At 63.3% G+C, this 21,899-nt stretch carries 22 protein-coding genes; 13 read left to right on the top strand and 9 right to left on the bottom strand.

The features are described 5' to 3' along the window. Positions 1 to 386 precede the first annotated feature (386 nt). From rpmH to yidC, 4 genes are all read left to right on the top strand, one after another. Positions 387 to 521: a 50S ribosomal protein L34 gene (gene rpmH / locus FNZ07_RS33510; protein ID WP_004198824.1), complete on the top strand. Its 135-nt coding sequence runs from the start codon at positions 387 to 389 to the stop codon at positions 519 to 521. 26 nt (positions 522 to 547) lie between these two features. Then, positions 548 to 1,045, top strand: a complete 498-nt coding sequence (rnpA, locus tag FNZ07_RS33505) for a ribonuclease P protein component (RefSeq protein WP_091017555.1) — start codon at positions 548 to 550, stop codon at positions 1,043 to 1,045. An 80-nt stretch (positions 1,046 to 1,125) separates the two neighbouring features. Beyond that, a complete protein-coding gene (yidD, locus tag FNZ07_RS33500) occupies positions 1,126 to 1,356 on the top strand; it encodes a membrane protein insertion efficiency factor YidD (RefSeq protein WP_091017557.1) in 231 nt (76 codons plus the stop codon). A 30-nt stretch (positions 1,357 to 1,386) separates the two neighbouring features. Next, positions 1,387 to 3,057 (top strand): membrane protein insertase YidC, encoded by a 1,671-nt coding sequence (gene yidC / locus FNZ07_RS33495; protein ID WP_091016925.1) that lies wholly within the window; start codon positions 1,387 to 1,389, stop codon positions 3,055 to 3,057. 119 nt (positions 3,058 to 3,176) lie between these two features. Here the strand turns inward: yidC and FNZ07_RS33490 are convergent, their stop codons facing one another. Continuing rightward, positions 3,177 to 3,599, bottom strand: coding sequence for a helix-turn-helix domain-containing protein (locus FNZ07_RS33490; RefSeq protein WP_170275890.1), 423 nt, complete (start codon positions 3,597 to 3,599; stop codon positions 3,177 to 3,179). Between the two features lie 347 nt (positions 3,600 to 3,946). Here FNZ07_RS33490 and mnmE point away from each other — a divergent pair, with 347 nt between their 5' ends. Beyond that, positions 3,947 to 5,347: a tRNA uridine-5-carboxymethylaminomethyl(34) synthesis GTPase MnmE gene (mnmE, locus tag FNZ07_RS33485; RefSeq protein WP_091016928.1), complete on the top strand. Its 1,401-nt coding sequence runs from the start codon at positions 3,947 to 3,949 to the stop codon at positions 5,345 to 5,347. Positions 5,348 to 5,573: 226 nt separating this feature from the next. Here mnmE and FNZ07_RS33840 read toward each other — a convergent pair whose 3' ends face one another. Further along, on the bottom strand, positions 5,574 to 5,741 hold the full coding sequence (locus tag FNZ07_RS33840; protein ID WP_170275873.1) for a hypothetical protein: 168 nt from the start codon (positions 5,739 to 5,741) through the stop codon (positions 5,574 to 5,576). A gap of 693 nt (positions 5,742 to 6,434) precedes the next feature. Between FNZ07_RS33840 and sap1 the strand changes: the two genes are divergently transcribed. Then, positions 6,435 to 6,776, top strand: coding sequence for a surface attachment protein Sap1 (gene sap1 / locus FNZ07_RS33480; RefSeq protein ID WP_091016933.1), 342 nt, complete (start codon positions 6,435 to 6,437; stop codon positions 6,774 to 6,776). 275 nt (positions 6,777 to 7,051) lie between these two features. Then, entirely contained in the window at positions 7,052 to 7,606 is a 555-nt protein-coding gene (locus FNZ07_RS33475; RefSeq protein ID WP_091016936.1) for a YaeQ family protein, read from the top strand. Positions 7,607 to 7,630: 24 nt separating this feature from the next. On the opposite strand, the gene FNZ07_RS33470 is transcribed toward FNZ07_RS33475, so the two are convergent. After that, entirely contained in the window at positions 7,631 to 8,056 is a 426-nt protein-coding gene (locus FNZ07_RS33470; RefSeq protein ID WP_091016939.1) for a VOC family protein, read from the bottom strand. Between the two features lie 491 nt (positions 8,057 to 8,547). On the opposite strand from FNZ07_RS33470, the gene ada reads away from it, so the two are divergent. The 4 genes from ada to FNZ07_RS33450 all read left to right on the top strand — a co-directional run bounded on the left by ada (position 8,548) and on the right by FNZ07_RS33450 (position 13,221). Beyond that, positions 8,548 to 9,657, top strand: coding sequence for a bifunctional DNA-binding transcriptional regulator/O6-methylguanine-DNA methyltransferase Ada (gene ada / locus FNZ07_RS33465; protein ID WP_091016941.1), 1,110 nt, complete (start codon positions 8,548 to 8,550; stop codon positions 9,655 to 9,657). Continuing rightward, a complete protein-coding gene (locus tag FNZ07_RS33460; RefSeq protein WP_170275764.1) occupies positions 9,654 to 10,574 on the top strand; it encodes a DNA-3-methyladenine glycosylase family protein in 921 nt (306 codons plus the stop codon). Before ada ends, FNZ07_RS33460 begins: the two co-directional genes overlap by 4 nt. 250 nt (positions 10,575 to 10,824) lie before the next feature. Beyond that, complete coding sequence (gene gshA, locus FNZ07_RS33455) at positions 10,825 to 12,438, top strand: glutamate--cysteine ligase (protein ID WP_091016944.1); 1,614 nt, start codon at positions 10,825 to 10,827, stop codon at positions 12,436 to 12,438. Positions 12,439 to 12,714: 276 nt separating this feature from the next. Beyond that, on the top strand, positions 12,715 to 13,221 hold the full coding sequence (locus tag FNZ07_RS33450) for a hypothetical protein (protein WP_091017564.1): 507 nt from the start codon (positions 12,715 to 12,717) through the stop codon (positions 13,219 to 13,221). A 31-nt stretch (positions 13,222 to 13,252) separates the two neighbouring features. Here FNZ07_RS33450 and FNZ07_RS33445 read toward each other — a convergent pair whose 3' ends face one another. After that, positions 13,253 to 14,821 carry a DHA2 family efflux MFS transporter permease subunit gene (locus FNZ07_RS33445; RefSeq protein ID WP_407670696.1) on the bottom strand — a complete coding sequence of 523 codons (1,569 nt, stop codon included), beginning with the start codon at positions 14,819 to 14,821 and terminating at the stop codon, positions 13,253 to 13,255. Between the two features lie 135 nt (positions 14,822 to 14,956). Beyond that, entirely contained in the window at positions 14,957 to 15,481 is a 525-nt protein-coding gene (locus tag FNZ07_RS33440; protein ID WP_091016949.1) for a MarR family winged helix-turn-helix transcriptional regulator, read from the bottom strand. A gap of 397 nt (positions 15,482 to 15,878) precedes the next feature. On the opposite strand from FNZ07_RS33440, the gene FNZ07_RS34240 reads away from it, so the two are divergent. After that, positions 15,879 to 16,097: a hypothetical protein gene (locus FNZ07_RS34240; RefSeq protein ID WP_249040675.1), complete on the top strand. Its 219-nt coding sequence runs from the start codon at positions 15,879 to 15,881 to the stop codon at positions 16,095 to 16,097. A 275-nt stretch (positions 16,098 to 16,372) separates the two neighbouring features. Next, positions 16,373 to 17,965 carry an efflux transporter outer membrane subunit gene (locus FNZ07_RS33430; protein WP_091016953.1) on the top strand — a complete coding sequence of 531 codons (1,593 nt, stop codon included), beginning with the start codon at positions 16,373 to 16,375 and terminating at the stop codon, positions 17,963 to 17,965. A gap of 30 nt (positions 17,966 to 17,995) precedes the next feature. Here the strand turns inward: FNZ07_RS33430 and FNZ07_RS33425 are convergent, their stop codons facing one another. The 4 genes from FNZ07_RS33425 to gspK are packed head-to-tail and all read right to left on the bottom strand — an operon-like array spanning position 17,996 to position 21,896. Further along, a complete protein-coding gene (locus FNZ07_RS33425; protein WP_091016956.1) occupies positions 17,996 to 18,775 on the bottom strand; it encodes a type II secretion system protein N in 780 nt (259 codons plus the stop codon). A gap of 31 nt (positions 18,776 to 18,806) precedes the next feature. Next, positions 18,807 to 19,310 carry a type II secretion system protein GspM gene (gspM, locus tag FNZ07_RS33420; protein ID WP_091016958.1) on the bottom strand — a complete coding sequence of 168 codons (504 nt, stop codon included), beginning with the start codon at positions 19,308 to 19,310 and terminating at the stop codon, positions 18,807 to 18,809. Next, positions 19,307 to 20,689: a type II secretion system protein GspL gene (gene gspL / locus FNZ07_RS33415; RefSeq protein WP_091016959.1), complete on the bottom strand. Its 1,383-nt coding sequence runs from the start codon at positions 20,687 to 20,689 to the stop codon at positions 19,307 to 19,309. Before gspL ends, gspM begins: the two co-directional genes overlap by 4 nt. A 28-nt stretch (positions 20,690 to 20,717) precedes the next feature. After that, a complete protein-coding gene (gene gspK, locus FNZ07_RS33410; RefSeq protein ID WP_177228317.1) occupies positions 20,718 to 21,896 on the bottom strand; it encodes a type II secretion system minor pseudopilin GspK in 1,179 nt (392 codons plus the stop codon). Positions 21,897 to 21,899: the final 3 nt, after the last annotated feature.

Below are 21,899 nucleotides of genomic sequence, written 5' to 3'. Positions count from 1 at the left end.
CGAGTTGCTGTCGTTATGTGCACGGCGGTCCGCTGGCGCTTCCTGGTCGCAAAACCCGCGACGAGGCCCGGAGCAGCACAGACGGAACTGCCCCAGGCGCTTGCACCACAAGGGTTTGCGGCAAGCAGGCGCAGCGGGGCGTCGTGCAGGATTCTTGGGATTAAGGCGAGATTCTAACGCCAAAACGACGCCGTAAGGGGAGTTATCCACAGGGCCGGACCAGTCGATCGGGACGTACGGGGGTGTCGGAACAAGCCTCTAAGCTATTGACGACCAAGAGAAAACCGGCTTAAATAGCGGGTTCGGCGTAAACCAATTTCCAGCACCACCGTTCATTGCGTTCCCTGCGATGCTCGCGCGGTCATTTCTCAACAAGTGAGAGCAACATGAAACGTACTTACCAACCTTCCGTGACGCGCCGCAAGCGCACCCATGGCTTCCGCGTTCGCATGAAGACTGCGGGTGGCCGCAAGGTCATCAACGCACGCCGCGCGAAGGGCCGCAAGCGCCTCGCGATCTAAGGGCTGCTTCAAGCGGATTGCGCGCCGTGTCCGGCACCCGCGCTTCAGCGGGAACGGCTCACACGCCGCAGCAGGGATCGATTCCGTTGCGCGCGCAGGCCGCCTTCCCCAAAGCCGCAAGGCTGCTGAAAACGGATGAATTCTCATCCGTTTTTCGTTTGCGCCCGTGGCGCCGCTCTGCGCATTTCGTCGTGTACGCTAGTCCGACAGGCAACGAAGCGCGCTTAGGGCTCGTGGTCGGCAAGAAGCATGCACCGCGGGCCGCAACCCGCAACCTCGTGAAGCGCCTCGCACGCGAGGCGTTCCGGTTGCGGCGCGCCGACTTCGCCGGCTGGGACGTGCTGCTGCGCCTGCATACGAAGATCGACAGGAAGGCGTTGCCCAGCGCCTCGTCGCCGCCGCTGAACGCGCTGTGTACTGAAGAGATCAAGATGCTGCTCGACAAGGCCGCGCGTGAAATCGCCAGGCGTGAGGCGCAGCCTGCTGCACCTGCACCGCTTACACCGCCGGCTGCGACGCCATGACGCGCAACCGGCGTCGGCCCGCTCCGGTGAACACGGTGCCCGATCTTCCCCCTGTGCGGCGCAATCCGGTCGCTCAAGCCATGCAAACGGTACTCATCGCGTTGCTGCGTTTTTACAAGGTTGCCGTCAGTCCGCTGCTCGGCGACCGGTGCCGTTTTTATCCTTCCTGTTCCGATTACGCGCGCGAAGCAATCCAGTATCATGGCGCCGCGCGCGGAACTTACCTCGCCGCCAGGCGCCTGTGCCGCTGCCACCCGTTTTCGGCGGGCGGCATCGATCTCGTCCCGCCTCCCACTTCTGAAAAGCGCTGACGCGCCGTTCCCTCGACACTGAGACAACGCATGGATATCAAACGCACCGTCCTATGGGTCATCTTCTTCATGTCAGCTGTCTTGCTGTTCGACAACTGGCAGCGCGACCACGGACGTCCGTCGATGTTCTTCCCGGGCGCCACGCAGACGCATACCGCGGCAGGCGCCGCGCCGGGAACAACGACACCAGGAACCCAGTCCGCCGATCTGCCCACGGCCAATACGGCTGCGGGTACAGCGGCGCCCGGTAGCACGACGCCGGCCGCCGCCCAAGCGCAGCTGGTTCCGTTCAGCACCGACGTCTATAGCGGTCAGATCGACACCCGCGGCGGCACGCTATCGAAGCTGTCGCTGATCAAGCATGGCGACGGTTCGCAGCCCGACCTCGTCATCACGCTGTTCGATCACACCGCCGACCATACGTATCTCGCACGCACGGGCCTGCTCGGTGGCGATTTCCCGAACCATACTGACATCTTCACGCCGGTGCCCAACCAGCCGCACGACCTGACCGGCGACGCGAAGACGTTCCAGCTCAGCTTCGAATCGCCGGTGAAGGGCGGTGTGAAGGTCGTCAAGACGTACACGTTCACGCGCGGCAGCTACGTGATCGGCGTCGATACGAAGATCCTCAACGTGGGCACCGTGCCGGTCACGCCGACCGTCTATATGGAACTGGTGCGCGACAGCCAGCCGGTCGAAACGCCGCGCTTCTCGCACACGTTCATCGGACCGGCGGTCTACACGGCTGAGCATCACTTCCAGAAGATGACGTTCAGCGACGTCGACAAGAACAAGCAGGACTACGCGACCTCCGCCGATAACGGCTGGATCGCGATGGTCCAGCATTACTTTGCGACGGCGTGGATTCCGCAGCAGGGCGCGAAGCGCGACATCTATGTCGAAAAGATCGACCCGTCGCTGTATCGCGTGGGTGTGAAGGAACCGGTCGCGACGATTGCACCGGGACAGTCCGCTAATGTATCCGCGGAACTTTTCGCCGGTCCGGAAGAAGAGCGCATGCTCGAAGGCATCGCGCCGGGTCTCGAACTCGTGAAGGACTATGGCTGGGTGACGATCATCGCGAAGCCGCTGTTCTGGCTGCTCGAGAAGATCCATAGCTATGTCGGCAACTGGGGCTGGTCGATCGTGCTGCTCACGCTGCTGATCAAGGCCGTGTTCTTCCCGTTGTCGGCGGCGAGCTACAAGTCGATGGCCCGCATGAAGGCGATCACGCCGCGCATGCAGGCGCTGCGCGAACGCTTCAAGGGCGATCCGCAGAAGATGAACTCGGCGTTGATGGAGCTGTACAAGACCGAGAAGGTCAATCCGTTCGGTGGCTGTCTGCCGGTGGTGATCCAGATCCCGGTGTTTATCTCGCTGTACTGGGTGCTGCTGTCGTCGGTGGAAATGCGCGGCGCGCCGTGGATGCTCTGGATTCACGATCTGTCGCAGCAAGACCCGTTCTTCATCCTGCCGGTGCTGATGGCTGTCTCGATGTTCCTGCAGACGCGTCTCAACCCGACGCCGCCGGACCCTGTGCAAGCCAAGATGATGATGTTCATGCCGATCGCGTTCTCGGTGATGTTCTTCTTCTTCCCGGCCGGTCTGGTGCTGTATTACGTGGTGAACAACGTGCTGTCGATCGCACAGCAGTACTACATCACGCGGATGATGGGCTCGAAGAAGAAGGCTGCCTGAGTCTGAGTTTGTCGGGCGAAACGGGAGACGTTGCCCGTTTCGCCCCAGTAAAAAACCGCCCGGTGCAGTTCATGCACCGGGCGGTTTTTTTATGCGGGTACGGCTTCCGCTTGCTGCGCTCAATCCTTGTCGGCGTCGCCGTAGAACTGTGAAATCAGTTCCTGCACGAGATACCGGTGATGCGGCGTCAACGCTTCGATCTTCGATGCGAGTTCCAGCGCCTCGGGAGACAGCGGATACTTCTCGCCGCGCGCTCTCGGCTTCGGCACCGTACGCTTCGCGTCGCCAGGTGGCGGCCCGTAGTGCAGCCAGTGCAGATCGACGTCGAGCCATTCGGCTAGCGTCTGCAGTTTGTCGGCGGTGGGGATCGTGCGGCCGCTCAGCCACTTGTGCGCGGTTTGCGGCGAAATCGGATGCGCGCCGCGATACCGCAGATTGAAATGCAGCGCGAGTTCGGTTGGACCTTGAGGCGTCTCGGGGGCACGGCGCATCGCGAACTGCAGACGTTCGGTGAAGGCGGCTTTTTCTTCGGCGGTAGGCATGGCCGGATTGTGCAATTCGAGTGGTGCGACGCCGACAACCAGTTGCGCTATATTTATCTCCATTTAGTTATAAATAGCTCGACAGCTGACCGACCTGGAACGATACCCGGAACAATTCGGCCACGCACGAAGCTCATTCTGGAAGCGTGCGAGCGTAATTGTCGCGACAGATTGCCCGGCTCGCGATCAATCGCCATTATCTCAATTAAGATACTTCCTAGCCATTCTGACCGAAGACCGCGTGCAGACGCGCTCCGGCGCCCGTCCAAAGCGCCGAAAGCGCGCGCGTTACAATGCGTCGCACTTCATACAGCCCGCCGTCGACCACCTCCCTTCGTTCGTCCACCATGCTCGCCACCGATTCCGATCCCATCGTCGCCATCGCCACCGCTCCGGGTCGGGGTGGAATCGGCGTAGTGCGAATCTCGTTCGGACGGGCTGGCGAAGCGGCCGGCGCATTAATCGAGGCGCTGACGGGCCAGGCGCTCGCGCCGCGGCATGCGAGCTACGTGCCGTTTCTCGATGGCAAGGGCGAAGCGCTCGATCGCGGCATCGCGCTGTATTTTCCGGCGCCTCACTCGTACACCGGCGAGCACGTGTTTGAACTGCAGGGGCACGGCGGCCCGATCGTGCTGCAACTGGTCCTGCAGCGTTGCATCGACGCCGGCCGCGCATTGGGCCTGCGCCTCGCGGAGCCCGGTGAATTCACGCGACGCGCGTTCCTCAACGACAAGCTCGATCTCGCCCAGGCGGAAGCCGTCGCCGATCTGATCGAGGCGAGTACCGAAGCTGCTGCGCGTTCTGCAGGCCGCTCGCTCGACGGCGCGTTTTCGCGCGACATCCATGCGCTCGTCGAAGAAACGATCACGCTGCGGATGCTGGTCGAAGCGACGCTCGATTTTCCGGAAGAAGAGATCGACTTTCTCGAAGCCGCCGATGCGCGCGGCAAGCTCGCCCGGATCCGCCAACAACTCGCGAACGTGCTCGCCGAAGCGAAGCAGGGTGCGTTGCTGCGTGAAGGACTGTCGGTAGTGCTCGCCGGGCAACCGAACGTCGGCAAATCGTCGCTACTGAACGCGCTCGCGGGCGCGGAGCTGGCCATCGTCACGCCGATTGCCGGCACGACGCGCGACAAGGTCGCGCAGACCATCCAGATCGAAGGCATTCCGCTGCACGTGATCGACACCGCGGGTCTGCGCGAAACCGACGACGAGGTGGAAAAGATCGGCATCGCGCGCACGTGGAACGAGATCGAGCGGGCGGACGTCGTACTGCATCTGCTCGACGCGCGCAGCGGCATGACCGACGACGACGTTACGATCGCCGCGCGTTTTCCCGCCGGCGTGCCGGTCGTGCGGGTGCTCAACAAGACCGATTTGACGGGGCTTCCGGCTGCGGTGACGTTGCCCGGAGACGGTGCCGCCGGTTCGGATCTGCGCGAAGTGCGGCTCTCGGCCAAGCAAGGCGACGGTATCGGGTTGTTGCGTGAAGAACTGTTGCGGATCGCGGGCTGGCAGGCTGGCGCGGAGAGCGTGTACCTCGCGCGCGAACGGCATCTGATTGCGTTGCGCGCGGCGCAGGAACATCTGATGCTGGCGGCTCAACATGCGGATCAAAACGCGCAGGCGCTGGATCTGTTTGCAGAAGAGTTGCGTCTCGGCCAGGAACAGCTCAATTCGATTACGGGTGAGTTCACGTCCGACGATCTGCTTGGGGTGATCTTTAGCCGGTTTTGCATTGGGAAATAACGCGTATCGAGGCGCTTGCCTCGCGCGTCCCAATTGCAAAATGTGCAGCAACGTCAAAGATGGTCAATTCCACGCTTAAGAACTTGCCTGCGACCGCACACACACCCAGACTCTGGCAGTGACGTGCATGTATGGCGTTATGTGTGTGGTTAGGCCGCAGTTCCACGAACGCTGCGGCTTTTTTTTGCCCGCACGTTTTGTGCTCGACACCAATGCGCCGTCGCGTTCAGTGAGGATGCCGCAGGCTGCGAATCGGATGGCGCCAGTCGATGCGTCGTGGCGGCGATTGCTGCTCGCGGTCGCGATGTTCCTGCCATAGCTCGTCGGAGAATAGAAACGCGACGATCAATAGCGGCACGACCAGAAATGCGCCCAATATCAGGTGCTCGATCACGATGGCCTCCGATCTTCGTCACGCTGTTCTTTCATTGTAGGCGCACTGCGCGGCGAGTAGGTGAGCTGCCGCTCATACGCAGTCAACTGGCAAGTCCGGCACCGGTTACCACCAACGTCTCGGGGTCACTGAAGATCGTGACCGATCCCACCCCCGAAGTCATCGCGAACGGAAGCCCGTGAGGGAGTGTCATACCGTTATCCCCGAAGGCCGCCCGATTTATCGACGAACTTTTGCGCGGCGCCAGCGTCTCCCCAACCGTCAAGCCGCTCATTCGCAGGTCCGCAAAAATGAACCTGGCATCATTTTTATTCTGCGCGCGCGACTTTCTAGTGGTTTTACGCTTAATTCACTAAACGACTTTGTGTGCGCCGCATCAAGCGGTTACGGCATTTGTATTAAGTCGCTTAATTGAGTCTCCGCGTTTACGCGAATCATCGCGGCAAACCGTTGTAATTAAAGGGTGACACTAAAAGCCATTATTGAAAACGCATCGTTGCTACTGCCCTTTCACCCCACTTTCAGAGGCAAATCGGCGGACTGCGCAGGGTGCGACAATTCGCCACTGTTGCAAGCGCACACAAGATGTGCTTGTGCTCGCCGCTGCATTTTATACAGTGCAAGGTGCGGGTACCCCATTGAAGTTAAATACATAGCTAACCTGAGTAATATCACCCGCACGGAGGCAGTAACATGATCAAGCGTGTCGCTCTTCTTTTTGCAGTTGCGGGACTGGCTGTCGCGTCGGCGGTTCAGGCGCAAGATAACGTGATCAAACCGCAGCAGACGATCCAGTTCAAGCCTAATGCGTATGGCTGTCTGTCGAAGGACAAACTCGATGCAGCCGATCAGCACGCCCAGGCCGGCGAGCAGCAGAAAATGCAGGAATTTTTCTCCGGCTATCAGTGCTTGTCGACTCCTGAAAATGCGAGCTTCCGCGTGGTACGCGTGGTCGGACACGATATTGAATTCGTGAATTCCGGCAACAGCGACACGGAGGGGCTCTGGGCCAACGATAGATTCATCAAGCAATAACGCTGCATCTAGCGCTATTGGCGAATAGCCGATAGGCCGAACGTGCAGAGATTATCCGGCCTTTTACGGGCCAGCGTTGATTCGCGTATATAAAAGGCGGCTGGGAATTATCCCAGCCGCCTTTTTCATTGTGGCTCGTTTTCCCGCGCCGCCGCCCACCTTGCAGCACAGATGCCGCGCACATTCGGTATCATCACGCGCTGACTACCCAGACTTGGCGGACCCGCCACTCTTCGATTTCTCTCAGGCCCGTCACATTGGGCCCCTGGTGCTGCATGGCTCTCAAATCGACCATCTACAAAGCCGATCTACAGATCGCCGACATGGACCGGCACTACTACGCCGACCATACGCTCACGATCGCCCGCCATCCGTCCGAAACCGACGAGCGGATGATGGTTCGCGTCGCCGCATTCGCGCTGTTCGCGCAGGAGCGTCTGGAATTCTCGAAGGGGCTGTCCGATATCGACGAGCCGGATCTCTGGCAAAAAGACCTCACCGGTGCAATCGAAATGTGGATCGAAGTCGGGCAACCGGACGAGCGCCGCATCGCGAAAGCGAGCGGGCGCTCGAACGAGGTCGTCGTGATCGCATACGGCGGCCGTACGTCGGAGATCTGGTGGCAAGGCGTGCGCAGCAAGGTAGAGCGTCTGCGCAACGTGACGGTGTGGTCGCTCGGCGACGACGTCGCGGCGGCACTCGGCAAACTGGCGGAGCGCACGATGCGTCTGCAGTGCACGGTACAGGACGGGCAGGCATGGCTGGGCTCGTCGGAAGCGGACCCGGTGCCGATCGAATGGACGGTGCTGAAGGAGCCGGCCAACGCGTGACGTGTCACGCGTTCGGCGCAGCGCTTAAAGCGAAGTGGCCCGCGCAGCGTCCGGCGGACCTTTGAGTTCGACCATGTTGCCCTCCGGATCGAACAGATACAGCGACGTGCCAAAGCCATCCGCGCCATAGCGCGTCCCCAACTCGCCGATCCGCGCCCCGCATTCAGCGAGGTGTTTTTCCAGCGCAGCGGCATCGAACGGTTCGACGCGCAGACACAGGTGGTCCATGTTGCGTCCCGCGCCGGGCACGCCGCTCTCGGCACGATCAATTTTGCTGCCCACCGCCAGCAGATCGATCAGCGACCGTCCCGCACGCAACTGCACGAGTCCGATTTCGCGCTGCTCCTTCTCGACGCTGCATCCAAGTACGTCGCAATAGAAGCGGGTCATGGCCTCGAGATCGGCGGAACGAAGCACGACGTGGTCGATCTCTCGAATGTGAATCTGCATGGAGCGCACTCCCTTACCGGTTCAGTCCGCGGGTTATTCCGGCTGCGGCTGGCTAGTGGAAGTTTAAAAGAAAGACCAGGTATCTGCCGGCACGGCGAAGCGGCAAATGGCGCGCTCGTGTACGGTTTCATGGAGCTGACCCGGGCGCTGCCCCGGCGGACGATTGCCCGGAATGCAGGCGAAAAAAAGCCCGCTCACTGGGAGCGGGCTTAATCCATATCAGGAGGAGACATGGAGGAGACAAGAGTGACTATACACACGGGGTTGGTGCGACGCAATAACTTTTTAAGGGAAAACCCGGAAATTAACATTCTCTGACACCCCCCCGCTGCAAGCGGGGTCGGAGCCCGCTTCGGAACAGCTGCGGATGGCCACCCCACGGGCCTGAAGGGCTTCACGACGGGCTCCAATGACAGAGCAAGATCCGGAGCGTACTGTGTCGACCTGCGGACTAAATTGGTGAACATCGAAACTGTCTCCCGGAATCCACGATGAAAACCGCCTACACCACCTCTGCCGAACGCTGGGCCGCCGTCACAGGCCGCGACACTGACGCCGACGGTACTTTCTTCTACGGCGTCAAAACGACCGGCGTGTTCTGCCGCCCGTCGTGCGCGTCGCGCCAGCCGCGTCGCGAGAACGTCGATTTTTTCCCGTCCACCGATGAAGCGCGCGCCGCCGGCTACCGCGACTGCAAGCGTTGCCAGCCAGGTCGCCTGCCGCGTGAGATCGAGATCGTGAACCGCGCATGCGCGGCGCTCGACGCCGATCCGCAGGAACGTCTGACATTGCAGCAGTTGAGCGATCTCGTGCACGTGAGTCCGTTTCATCTGCAGCGTCTTTTTAAGCGTGTCGTCGGTGTGTCGCCGCGGCAGTACCAGGCCGCCCAGCGCGGCGCCGCGTTGCGCGACGCGCTTGCGCGTGGCACAGCAGTGACGCGTGCAAGCGTCGATGCCGGCTTCGGCTCACCGTCGCGGATGTACGACAGCGCCGCCGCCGAACTCGGCATGGCGCCGTCCGCGTATCGCCGCAAGGGCGCGGGCCTCGTCGTGCACTACGCGAGCGCCTCGACGCCGCTCGGCCTCGTGCTCGTTGCCGCGACTGGCAAAGGTATCTGCAAGATCGCATTCGGCGATGACGCTACGACGCTCGTCGACGAACTGCGCAGCGAATTCGCCAACGCCGAATTCATCGACGATCCCGCGCGGCTCGCACCGTTCATCGAACAGATCGACGCGTATCTGCACGGCACGCGTGAGCGCATCGACCTGCCGCTCGACATCGCCGCCACCGCGTTCCGGCAGCGTGTGTGGGAAGCCTTGCAGCGCATTCCGTACGGCGAGACGCGCAGCTACTCGGACATCGCCACGGAGGTCGGCTCGCCGCGCGCGGTGCGTGCGGTGGCAAGCGCGTGCGCATCGAACCCGGTCGCACTCGCGATTCCATGCCATCGAGTGATACAAAAGGGTGGCGCACTGGCCGGCTATCGCTGGGGTTTGCCGCGCAAAGCCGCGCTGCTCGATGCGGAAGCGCACCACACCGGCGCGACGTCCGCCCCCGTTACGATGGCAATCGCCGCCGACCTGGATCACGCCGCTTGACGACCGATATTGCTCATAGCGCCTCGCTCGAGTTGCCGTTCAAGGCGCCTTTCGACTGGCCGCGCTTGCTGCGTTTCTTCAAAGGGCGCGCGACGCCAGGCGTCGAAGCGGTCGAGGACGGCGCCTATCGCCGCGCGATCGACTGGGCCGGCGACGCCGGCACGCTGACCGTACGACTGCATCCACGCAAGCGCTGCATCGTCGCCACCATCGACGGCGCCGCGAGCCGGCACGCAGACGCGCTCGCCGCGCCGATCGCGCGCATGTTCGATCTGCACGCGAACCCGAAGGCAATCGGCGCGCATTTCGCCGAAGATCCATGGCTCGCACAGCTCTTCGACGCAGCCCCTGGATTGCGCGTGCCGGGCGCGTGGTCCGGCTTCGAACTCGTGGTGCGCGCGATCGTTGGTCAACAGGTCAGCGTGAAAGCCGCGACGACGATCATCGGTCGTCTCGTGCAACGCGCCGGCGAACGTATCGACGATCATCCGCACGAACACACCGCGTGGCGTTTTCCAACGCCCGCCGCGCTCGCCGCCGTCGACCTCGCAAAGATCGGCATGCCCGGCAAGCGGGTTGCCGCGCTGCAGGGTTTTGCGCAGGCGGTCGCGAGCGGCGACGTGCCGCTCGACAACGACACCGTAGACGCAACTGCGTTGCGCGCCGCGTTGCTCGCATTGCCGGGCATCGGCCCCTGGACGGTCGAATACGTCGCGATGCGCGCGTGGCGCGACATGGACGCGTGGCCCGCATCGGATCTCGTCCTGATGCAATCGATCGCGGCACGTCATCCGTCGCTGGTACGTCCGACGCAGCAACGCGCGCGTACCGATGCATGGCGACCGTGGCGCGCGTATGCGGCGATGCATCTGTGGAACGAAATCGCGGATCGCGCAGGCGCGGCACGCGGCGGCTAGCAGGCAAAGCAGGGCAGGGCAGGGCAGGACAGGGCGCGACAAGGCACGCATCGAACGACGACCACAACCCGAAACGCATCGGCAGTACCGCGCAAAAACCCTGTCATGGCACGTAAAAGCAGCGCCGAGGGCACCTCAAGCAGGTCTCGTGGCGAGATGTTAAAGTGCCCGCTACCAAGAATCCGCCGAACGTTGTCGGCCGCCGCCGGCGGTCATGGCGGCAGACAACGCCCGACCTGCAACTGCATCGATGCCAAATACATCTTCTCCCCATACGACCGATGTGCTGTCCCATCGCCTGTCCGTGCTGAGCGCGGGCCCGCAGGCCGATGCGCTGACTGCCGGCCTGCGCGGCATCGAAAAGGAAAGCTTGCGCGTCACGCCCGCCGGTCGCCTCGCAATGACGGCGCATCCGCGCTCGTTCGGCTCGGCGCTCACGCATCCGTCGCTGACTACCGACTATTCGGAAGCACTGGTCGAACTGATCACGCCGGCGGAACAAGACGTCTCGATGACGCTGGAGCAGCTCGATACGCTGCATCGATTCGTCTATACAAAGCTGGACAGCGAAATCTTGTGGAACAACTCGATGCCCGCGCTGCTGCCCGCGGACGACGAGATCCCGATCGCGCGTTACGGCACGTCGAACATCGGCGAGCTGAAGTATGTGTATCGCGTCGGCCTCTCGTTGCGTTATGGCCGCACGATGCAATGTATCGCGGGGATCCATTACAACTACTCGCTGAGCGAAGAAGTGTGGCGTCTGCTGCACGCGGACCAGCAATCTACAGCGAGCCCTGTCGATTTCCAGTCGGAGCGCTATCTCGCGCTGATTCGCAATTTCCGCCGCACCAGCTGGCTGCTGATGTATCTGTTCGGCGCGTCGCCCGCGCTCGACCGGCGCTTTCTGCGTGATCGTCCGCACACGCTCGAAACCTTCGATGCCGACACGCTCTATCGTCCGTATGCGACGAGCCTGCGGATGAGCGATCTCGGTTATTCGAATACGACCGCTCAATCCGCGCTGCGCGCCGACTACAACACATTGCCGGGCTATCTCGACGCGCTCACGCAGGCCGTGAGCCAGCCGTATCCGCAGTACGAAGCAATCGGCACGCATCGCGACGGCAAGTGGGTGCAGATCAACACCAACGTGCTGCAGATCGAAAACGAGTTCTATTCGACCATCCGGCCGAAGCGCGTCACGTATCCCGGCGAGCGCCCGCTGCATGCGCTTGCGACGCGCGGTGTGCAATACGTCGAAGTGCGCTGCATGGACATCGATCCGTTCGAGCCAGTCGGCATTTCGCTTGAAACGTCGCGCTTTCTCGATGCGTATCTGCTCGTCTGCGCGCTCGACGACAGTGCACCGTTGCCGCCCGATGCGTACTGCGAAGCAAACCAGAATTTCAGCGCCGTGACGTCGGAAGGGCGCAAGCCGGGGCTCGAGTTGACGCGCGACGGCAAGACCGTGTCGATGATCGACTGGGCGAATGAGTTGCTCGCAAAGATCGATCTTGCAGCGGCAAGGCTCGATGCCTTGCACGGCGACGATCGTCACGCCCGTGCAGTCACAACGCAGCGCGCCAAACTCGCCGATGTGTCGCTGACGCCCTCCGCGCGTGTATTGCAAACAATGCGTGAGCGCGAACAAAGCTTCCTCGCGTTCGGTCTTGCGCAAAGCGAAGCGCATGCGGCATGGTTCCGCAGTCGTCCGCTCGATGCTGCAAAAGAGAAAGAGATGACCGAACTCGCCGCGCAATCGCTCGCCGAGCAGGCCACGCTCGAGCGGGAAGAGGTTGGTTCGTTCGATGCGTTTATCGCCGCGTATCGCGCGTATACGTTGAACCGCTTTAGCGTGTAGGCAACCGGTCGTAGAACGGTTGTATCGCAGCGAACGCCGGCACGTTTCAGAGGAAAGAGGGCAGTCCAGACGGACTGCCCTCTTTGTTTACGCCTCGCTATCCGACACCGCAACATCGCACTGCGACCGATAAGCACCACGGCACGGCGATTGCTGCAAAAAAAGTACTGGCAGGATTTCCCGGAATCGCGAACCCGTTGAAACACGCGTGCCTTACGGGAGTCCAACGACTATGCTCTTTCCAGCGACCCGCTTCGCCAACGGAGGAATACCTTGATCAAGCAATACCTGTCGATCGCCGCGCTCTGTACTTTCGGCACGCTCGTCGCCGGTTGTTCTACCCGCGGCCAGGTTCAACCCGATGTCATGCAGATCGCCACCGCGCCGCTAACGTGCTCAAGCAAGGCGGAGTGCGATCTCTGGTGGCAGCGCGCGCAAACATGGGTAACGGGTCACTCGCGTTATCCACTTGAATCGAGCAGCGATACGTTGATCCAGACCACCGGTCCCGACGGCGGCAAACGCGCCCTCGCGTACGAGATCACGAAGACGCCGAACAACGACGGCACCTCGACGATCGGCTTCGCGGCGCATTGCGATAGCGCGCTCGGCTGCAAACCCGACCCGTGGCAAGCCGGTGCGGACTTCAAGCTGTTCGTGCGCAACGGCACAGCGAACGTGCCCGCACCGGGCAGCACGCCGGCGCCCGCCGCAGCGCTGGCACCTGAAGCGATGCCCGCACAGTCGATTGCCTCGCCAACCGGAGAACCGGCTTCTCAGTGATCGGCAACCGCACACTGTTCGTCGCGCGGCGTCAATGTCCCATCGACGCCGCCGCGCCTTTCTTCGGCTTCGTGATCCAGACCAGCGCCGCCAGAAAAATAAAACCGACGCACGAGATGCGGAAGAAATCGTTGGTCGCCATCATGAAGCCCTGCTGCGTCACGATCTCGTTCAACTGTGCAGTCACGCTTTGTCCGGCAACGCCGAGCGAAGACAACGCGTCGCGATAGGCGTTCGTGTTCTGCGAATACACGTTGACCGATTCCGACAACACCGCGTGGTGATAGATCGCGTCGTTCTCCCAATACGTCGTGCTGATCGCAGTACCGATTGCGCCCGACAACGTGCGGAAAAAATTCGACAGGCCGGATGCGCTCGCGAGCCGTTCGTCGGACATGCTCGATAACGTGATCGTCGTCATCGGCACGAAGAAACACGCCACGCCGATGCCTTGCACGAGCCTTGGCCAGATCACATGGTTGAACGGGACGTCGAGCGTGAAGGTCGAGTTCCAGAACGATACGAATGCGAACACGACGAAGGCGAAACTCGCAACCAGTCGCACATTGAGCCGGTGTATGTTGCGGCCGATCAGCGGCGAGAGGATCAGCGCGAGAAAACCGACCGGCGCGGTAGCGAGCCCGGCGAGCCCTGGGGTATAGCCCATCACCGTCTGTAGCCACAGCGGAAAGATCACCACCGAGCCGAAGAACGCCATGAAACCGCCGGCGATGATCAACACGCCGAGCGCGAAGTTGCGATCCTTGAACAGCGTCAGGTCGACGATCGGCTCCTTTTCCGTCAACTCCCAGACGAGCAAAAACGCAATCGATACGACCGCGGTGATGGCAAGCCCGACGATGAAACTGGAATTGAACCAGTCTCGATCCTTGCCGAGGTCGAGCACCATCTGCAGACACGACACACCGATCACGAGCAACGCTAGCCCGATCGCGTCGATACGCTGCTTCGTCGTCTTCGTTTCGCGGCCTCGCAGCAGGAAGTATGCGCAGGCGCCCGAGAACAGACCGATCGGCAGATTGATGTAGAAGATCCAGGGCCATGTGTAGTTGTCGGTGATCCAGCCGCCCATCACTGGCCCGAAGATAGGCGCGACGATCACCGTCATCGCCCATAAACCGAGTGCGAGCCCGCGCTTCTCGGGCGGATACGAGCGCATCAGGATGGTTTGCGACAGCGGCACCATCGGACCGGACACGAGCCCTTGAAGCAGCCGGAACGCGATCAACGATTCGAAGTTCTGCGCGAACCCGCACGCCGCCGACGCGATCGTGAACAGCACGACCGACAGCGTGAACAGCCGCACCTCGCCGACCCGCCGCGCGAGCCACCCGGTGAGCGGTACGGCGATCGCCGACGCCACCGAATACGACGAGATCACCCACGTGCCTTCGCTCGTCGACACGCCAAGGCTGCCGGAGATGGTCGGCACGGCAACGTTCGCGATCGATGTATCGAGCACCTCCATGAAGGTGCCGAGCGCGAGGCCGACGGTCAGCAATGCGAGCCTGCCGCCGGCGAGCGGGGCAGGTTCAGCGGGCGCGGCAGGCGCGGCGGCGGAAGCCGTGGCGGCCATAATTTCTCCTCATCGGGCCAACACTTGTCGTGGCACCCATATGCTGTTGCTATTAAGCAGATATTTCATGCACTAGCACTCTCTGCCCAGACAGACATTCGATTAAAGCAATGGCGCCCGAAAGCGCCCCCGACTGACTTACTCGTCGCCTTCCTCCGACGACTTTTCCCGCACCCCACACACCCCGGCGAGCACATTGCCAGGAGCCTGCGCGCCGGTGCCGTTCGCGATGAAACGGCCGAGCAGATTCACCAGGGTGGCGACTTCGTCGGCGGAGAATCCGTGCAACTGTTCGTTCAGCACCGCTTTGCCGAGTGCCGGCAGTTGACTCGCGGCTTCGCGCCCGGCCGGCGTCAGTTCGAGCTTGACGATACGCCGGTCGGTTTCGCTACGCGTACGTTCGATAAACCCCTTCTTTTCCAGCCTGTCGAGCATCCGCGTCATCGATCCGCTGTCGTACGACATCACCCGCGACAGCTCGAACGGCGTCGTCGCCCGACCACACCACAACAGCATGACTACGCCGACCTGCGGCGCGGTCAATCCCAGCGGCTTCACGGCCCGATCCATCCGCTCGAGAAATACCTCGCGTGCCTTCGCCAGGTAATAGCCGAGGCTCGATTCGATAGGTGTCTCACCTGTGCGATGGGGACTGTCGTTCATGGGAGTCGTACGTGGAGCCGAAAAATTGCAGCGGATTTTATTTACCTGGACCGATTCATCGGTCGACGCCTGAGCCAAAAACAACAAGGACCGTCAGGTTAAGCGGAAGTATCTTGAAATTTGATTGCATAGTCAATATTATTGCAGGCAACGAGTTACGCGCGTTTTCGCGCCACCCGAGACCATGTTCTGACCGCTTTGCCGCGTACAGCGTCCCGCTGCCACGCATAAGGATTCCCGCGATGCTGTACCTGAAAAACACCCTCGGCGGCCTGGGCCGCTCCATCACCGACACCGCACTGCACACGTTCCAGGGCTCGCATCGCTGGTGGAAGCTGGCGCTGTATGCGGCGATGTTCGTGTTGCCTGGGGGATCGCTGGGTGTGCTGCTGCTCGCGTGGATCGAAAGTCGTCGAGCGCGTCGCAACGGGCCGGCCGGGGCAGCGGCGGTGGAACGGCTGGGGCGCTTCAGCCTGCCGTCGCGGGCAAAGGATCGGGAGCCGCAGCCGCATCGCTGGTGCCGGGCGCATCGGTTTGCCAGTCGCGCGGCAACGCGTCGGTGTGCCGTGCCGCCGCGGGCAAGCTCGCGCGACAAAGCCTCAGCGAACGCGTCTGAACCTCAACAGGCGGGCCAAGGTCGGTTCGCCGTTGCATCGCCATTTGCCGGTATCCATTGCGGTTGCCTCCTGGGCCAGGTAATGCCGCGTAACCGGCCGGAACTCCCGGTAACACACCCAAGCCTCGCCCCACATTACTCTTCCTGTTTTCCGCGCCGGAGGCGTCGCGTAAGCTACCATTCCGGAGCCGTCGCGACACACCCGTCTTCTCGCCTCGCGGATGACCGCCCGGCCGCCAGAGCGCCGGCCGGCCGAATCGACAGGAACCCTTCGCATGCCGTTTGACCGTACCCCGCGCCCGCTGGCAGTTGCGCCACGCATCCTGACGCTCGCCGTGGCGGCAACGGTCGCGGCCGTGCTCGCCGGTTGTGCGGTCGGGCCCAACTACAAGCGGCCCGATGTCTCGGTTCCGGCGGCCTACAAGGAAGCCGCGCCGGAAGCAACGCAGCAAGCCGCGGACGGCTGGAAAACCGCCCAGCCCGCCGATCAGCACGATCGTGGCGCATGGTGGACCATCTACAACGACGCGCAGCTCAACGCGCTCGAAGACAAGTTGAACACCGCGAATCAGACCGTTGCGCAATTCGCGGCGGCGTACCGGCAGGCGCGCGCGCTCGTCGCCGAGGCGCGCGCATCGTATTTCCCGGTCATTAGTGCATCGGGGTCCGGCTCGCGGAGCCGCGCGGCGACGGGAACGAACAACAGCGGTTCCACGCGACCGAATTCGAGCGTCATTGGCAACAACTTCAGCGCATCGCTCGACGCCACCTGGGAGCCCGATCTGTGGGGCAAGGTGAGCCGCACGGTGAGCGCGCAGGAGGCCGGCCAGCAAGGCGCAGCCGCCGATCTCGCCAACGCCCGGCTGTCCGCGCAAGGCACGCTCGCCCAGACCTATTTCTCGCTGCGCTCGCTCGACGCCCAGCAAAAGCTGCTCGACGACACCGTCGCCGCCTACGAGCGTTCGCTGCAACTCACGCAGAACCAGTACGCCCAGGGTGTCGCCGCGCGTTCGGATGTGATCCAGGCGCAGACGCAGTTGCAGTCCGCCCAGGCCGCGGCAATTGATAACGGCGTCGCACGCGCGCAGGACGAACATGCGATAGCGGTACTCGTCGGCGAACCGGCGTCGACCTTCTCGCTGGCGCAGGTGCCGCTCGATGCCACACCACCGCCCGTCCCCGAACAGATGCCATCGGCGCTGCTCGAACGGCGGCCCGATATCGCTTCGGCGGAACGCAAGGCGGCGGCAGCCAACGAGCAGATCGGTATCGCGATTGCCGCGTTCTTCCCAACGTTGACGCTGTCCGCGAGCGGCGGCTTCCAGAACTCGGTGTTTTCGCAACTACTGACGGCGCCGTCGCGTTTCTGGACCGTCGGCCCGCAACTCGCGGCGACGCTCTTCGATGCCGGTTTGCGTAGCGCGCAGACCGATGCCGCACGCGCCGCCTACGACCAGCAGGTCGCAACCTACCGGCAAACCGTGCTGGCCGCGTTCCAGGACGTCGAGGACAACCTCGCGTCGCAGCGCATCCTCGCGCGGGAAATCGTCGTCCAGCAGCAAGCCGTCGATTCGGCCCGCCAGGCACTCGACATCATCACGAACCAGTACAAGTCGGGCACCGTCGCTTACCTGAGCGTACTGACCGCGCAGACCACCGCGTTCACGGCAGAACAGAAGCTCGCGAACCTTGCGGGCCAGCGGATGGTGTCGTCGGTGGGACTGGTGAAGGCGCTGGGCGGCGGCTGGGATGTGTCGCAGATGGCTCGCGAGACGGGGGCTGCGGCGGCTCCGGCGGCGGGTGCTTCGGGCACGTCGGCTGTATCGGCCACGCCGGTCGCGCAAAGTGGGGCGGTTACCAGCAATTGATCGCGGCGGAGTCCCCGCCGTGTCAGCCCATCACCGCGTAAACGTCAGCGCAACCGTACCCGGCCCATTCGGACGCCCGAGCAGGTTCAACAGCCCCGCGAGGTTGTCCTTCTGATCAGGCGACGCGCTCGCCGTGCCCTGAAACGACGATCCGCCGTTACCCAGCGTGCCATGCCCATCGAGCAGCAACGGCCCCTTTAACGTCGACAGATCGAGCGTCGACGCCGCGCCTTCTGCCTGAAACACCACCCGGTACGATCCCAACGGCTTGACCCGCGAAACACGCGAACTCATATCGTTGAGCGTGACAGTCAACTGACCGAACGACTGGCCGCGAAACGCGCGCCAGTCGGTCCACGACAGCCGCACGTCGCCTTGCAGATCGAGCGTATTGAACGGTGCGCCGAGCCCCGTCAGCAGCGAAGCCGGGACGGCAATGCTGCCCGCCGACAGCGTCGCGCTACTCGCCGCGGCATCGACGTTCACCGGATCGGGCATCGCCTCGCTCTGCCGCATCTCCATCCGCACCCGGCCGATAAAGAGCGGCCAGAACGCCGTGCGCCATTCGATCCGCCCAGGCAGCAGCGTCGCCGCGCTCGCATCCGGTCCCGCAGCGAGCATCAGCGTCGCCGAGCCGTGCCACAGCGAGCCCGCCGGATCGACGAGGTTGATATGTCCTTGCGTCTTCTTCGCGAACTGCGGCGTGATCCAGGCAGCCGGCAACATCGCCAGCAGCACGACCGCGCACGATACCGTCCCCACCAGCACCCACGGCAGCACGACGCGAGCGCGTCGTATCCAGAGACTCATGCCAAACCTTGTGCTTGTGCAGTCATTGCGGTCACTTCGCGGTCGACGGTTGCAGCGACGCCGTCAGGTCGACCTGGCCGTCGGCCTTCAGCGCCGTCACGTGCGCCTCGGCCACCTGCACTTTCAACTGCTTGCGCACGTCGTCGAGCCACTGGATCCACGCCGGAAACGACGCGTTCTTCAACTGCACCTGAACGACATCGCCGAGCACCTGCACCTGGGTGGGCGCGAGACCGTGTTCGGTGAGCGAGGTGGTGAGCGCATCCTTGAGCGCACCGCCGGTCGGCGCCACGCCTTGCGCGGCGCCCGACAGCGCCTGCGCTTCGTTGGCCTGCGCGGTCATCTCCGCGAGATGCCGCTGCATCGCGGGCAGGTCGTCGCGCAGATGCGCACGGCCCTGCTGCGCCGGCGCCCACAGCACCGACCAGCCGATCACGATGGCCAGCGCCACGCCGCCCCACGTAAGCAGCGCCTTTTCACGCGCATTGCGCGCGTCCCAGAATGTCGCCCAGGCTTCGAGTAATTGCGCTTTCATTGTGCGTTCCCGTGCTTGATCGTCCACTTGCCGACGGTGTCGCTATCGACCGTGCCGGACAGCCCGTTACCAGCAAGCCGCTTGGCCAGATCCGGATCGACCTTGACCTCGGGCTTGAACGTCACGTCGAGGCGCCTCTCGTGATAATCGAGCGCAGCGACCGCGTTCACCGGAATCGGCCCGAGCGAACGTGCCAGACCGTCGGCCAGCGACAGGAAATCGTCCGGCGACAGTTCGCCCGCAGCTACGCGCAGTTGTTGCAACTGGCGCGTCATCTGATCGGGCGCATCGAGCACGACGGTCGTCTTCGGGAACGCATTCAGCAGCAGCTCGGTCATCTGCGCGCTCAACGCGTCGCGTTGCCGCGCGAGCATCAGCCATTGCACATTCGTACAGATGATCGCCACCACCAGCGCCGCCACCCCCAGCAACACGGGGACACGCAAACGCCGCAGCGTCGCGCGATCGAGCCGCCACGGCTGCGACGCGAATTCGAACTGGCACAGGTCGAAGCGGCTCTCCAGCGCACGCCGCGCCAGGGTTTCGAACGGCAGCGGCTGCGCACCGGTTACGTACGACGCGAGACTGCCGCGCGCATTTCCGGCAAGACGCGGCTCGCTGCCCGGCATGTCGGTCAGTACGTGCAGCTTGACGGGAGCGGCGCCCGATAGCGCGGTAAGGGTCGTTTGCACCGTGCTCGCGGGCACGGCGAGCCCTTCGCCGAGCACACCACGCAGCACAGCCAGTTCGACACGCGGCGCGCCGGTGTCGAGCGCGGCCTCGCCAAGCAGCGCCGGCGCGGTCGACACCACCGTGCCAAGCACCGCGGCGACCACCGTCGTCAGTTCAGCCGCAGCGGCGGCCAGTTCTTCGACGCTCGGTTGCGCGGCCTCGGCGTCGCCGGGTTCGGTTGCCTTCCCGGGTGCTCCTAGCGGCGCCGCGGACGGCAGACAGCGCGTCACCGGTACCGCACGCAAACTGCGATGCCCGGCTGCGGTAAAGGACTCGGTGATGAACCTGAACCAGCCGCGATCGATGATCGCAACCACATGCCGACGCTCGTCGAGCGGCTTGGGGTCGACGGCGATGTGACAGGTTTGCGGGTCCTGGATCAGTTGATCCTCGACGATGTTCGGCAACGCCTGACGCAACCGCGGGCCCTTCAACGGCGGCAACGCGGTGGCAAGCATCAGCACATCGCGCGCAGCGACCATCAGCACGGTCGACGATGCGCGCGGCAGCAGCGCGAGCGCCGAACGGCCCGCGCGTTGCGTGCGCCCGGACTTGTCGAGCAGCAGAAACGGCAGCTCCGGCAGTTGCCATTCCTGCGATGGAACCGCCGGGTCGCGCGGCGGCAGTAGAACGATCAGTGTGCTCAAAGGCCACTCTCTGCGGAAAAGGCGTTGTTCATAGTTGGTCTCGCACCCGCACGATACGGGTGGTATGCGTCAACGAGTCGCGATAGACGAGCGTCGTGCGGTCCACTTCCGCGCGCTCGTGCTGCACGCGGCCGTGGACCAGGAAATAACTGGTGTTCACATCGAGCTGGTTCGGATCGATCAATACGTTCTGCACGCCGGCGGCCTGCAGCGCGAGCGTCACATCGCCGACGTTGCGGAAAAACACTGTCTCGCGGCGTGCGACCAGTGCCTGCGCGTTCGACAGATTCATGCCGGGCACGACAGCGGCGATCACCTCGGCGGTGGCGGTGTTCATGTTGATCGGGGTGGCCGTCGGCAGCACGGTCACGAACGGGCGCAGGCGGGCGACCTGTTCCGATGTGAAACCGGGCACGTCGAGCAGCGAATCGACGCTGGTCATCTGCAGCGGCGGGACACCCGTGTCGCTGCTGTCGTCGTCGATGCCAGGCTTGTCGGTGAAGTTGCTGCCATCACCACCGCCCCCACCGCCGATCGTCTGCGTCGAACCCGGTCCGCCCGTAAGCGGCGGCGCCTGAAAACGGGTTGCCGAGTGCAACAGCGCGAGGCGCACCTGGATCGCCGTCGTCTTGGCGAGCTGGCCGTTGATGCCGAGCATCGTGAGCAAACGCTGGAATGCCTGGATCTGCGCGATGTCGAGTTGCAGCGTGCCGGGCGCGGGGCTCGACACGAGATTACGCAGATTGAATTTCGCTTCGGCGTCTTCGATCGAACCCGACAGATACGTGTCCGAACCTTCCTGTGCACGTTTTTCGCCGATCTGCCCGAGAAAATCCGAGAGCCGCGTCTTGGCGATGGGCACGCCCCATACGCCACCGAGGTACGTGATACCGCCCGAGCTATCGGCTTCCGAGCGCAGGATCAGACGGGTCCAGTCGAGCGCGCCGCGCGACACCCATTGCGCCTGCGCGAGCAGACGCTGGTTCTCGATGCGACGGATCTGCACCTGCTGGCGATACAACATGCCCGACACGAGGATGGCCGACAGCGCGACGACCAGCAGCGCGCTGATGATGGCCGCGCCCCGTTCGCGCCCTGTGTGACGAGGACCATGCACATGCGGGCCGCGACGGCGAGCGCAGGCGCGGCTGGGGGCAGTGCCCCGCCGGACCGGCAGCCATGCTCGCATCACCTCAACGCCCCTCATGTC

Source organism: Paraburkholderia megapolitana (assembly GCF_007556815.1).
Classification (GTDB): domain Bacteria; phylum Pseudomonadota; class Gammaproteobacteria; order Burkholderiales; family Burkholderiaceae; genus Paraburkholderia; species Paraburkholderia megapolitana.
Note: the sequence above shows the minus strand (reverse complement) of the source record. Positions and strands in the feature narration are given on the sequence as shown.

Coding starts and splice junctions, on each gene's coding strand:
- rpmH (WP_004198824.1), top strand. CDS start 387: ATGAAACGTACTTACCAACCTTCCGTGACGCGCCGCAAGCGCACCCAT.
- FNZ07_RS33425 (WP_091016956.1), bottom strand. CDS start 18,775: ATGAGTCTCTGGATACGACGCGCTCGCGTCGTGCTGCCGTGGGTGCTG.
- gshA (WP_091016944.1), top strand. CDS start 10,825: ATGCCAAATACATCTTCTCCCCATACGACCGATGTGCTGTCCCATCGC.
- FNZ07_RS33490 (WP_170275890.1), bottom strand. CDS start 3,599: ATGCCTACCGCCGAAGAAAAAGCCGCCTTCACCGAACGTCTGCAGTTC.
- FNZ07_RS33475 (WP_091016936.1), top strand. CDS start 7,052: ATGGCTCTCAAATCGACCATCTACAAAGCCGATCTACAGATCGCCGAC.
- FNZ07_RS33440 (WP_091016949.1), bottom strand. CDS start 15,481: ATGAACGACAGTCCCCATCGCACAGGTGAGACACCTATCGAATCGAGC.
- mnmE (WP_091016928.1), top strand. CDS start 3,947: ATGCTCGCCACCGATTCCGATCCCATCGTCGCCATCGCCACCGCTCCG.
- gspM (WP_091016958.1), bottom strand. CDS start 19,310: ATGAAAGCGCAATTACTCGAAGCCTGGGCGACATTCTGGGACGCGCGC.
- ada (WP_091016941.1), top strand. CDS start 8,548: ATGAAAACCGCCTACACCACCTCTGCCGAACGCTGGGCCGCCGTCACA.
- FNZ07_RS33470 (WP_091016939.1), bottom strand. CDS start 8,056: ATGCAGATTCACATTCGAGAGATCGACCACGTCGTGCTTCGTTCCGCC.
- sap1 (WP_091016933.1), top strand. CDS start 6,435: ATGATCAAGCGTGTCGCTCTTCTTTTTGCAGTTGCGGGACTGGCTGTC.
- yidD (WP_091017557.1), top strand. CDS start 1,126: ATGCAAACGGTACTCATCGCGTTGCTGCGTTTTTACAAGGTTGCCGTC.
- gspK (WP_177228317.1), bottom strand. CDS start 21,896: ATGAGGGGCGTTGAGGTGATGCGAGCATGGCTGCCGGTCCGGCGGGGC.
- FNZ07_RS33430 (WP_091016953.1), top strand. CDS start 16,373: ATGCCGTTTGACCGTACCCCGCGCCCGCTGGCAGTTGCGCCACGCATC.
- yidC (WP_091016925.1), top strand. CDS start 1,387: ATGGATATCAAACGCACCGTCCTATGGGTCATCTTCTTCATGTCAGCT.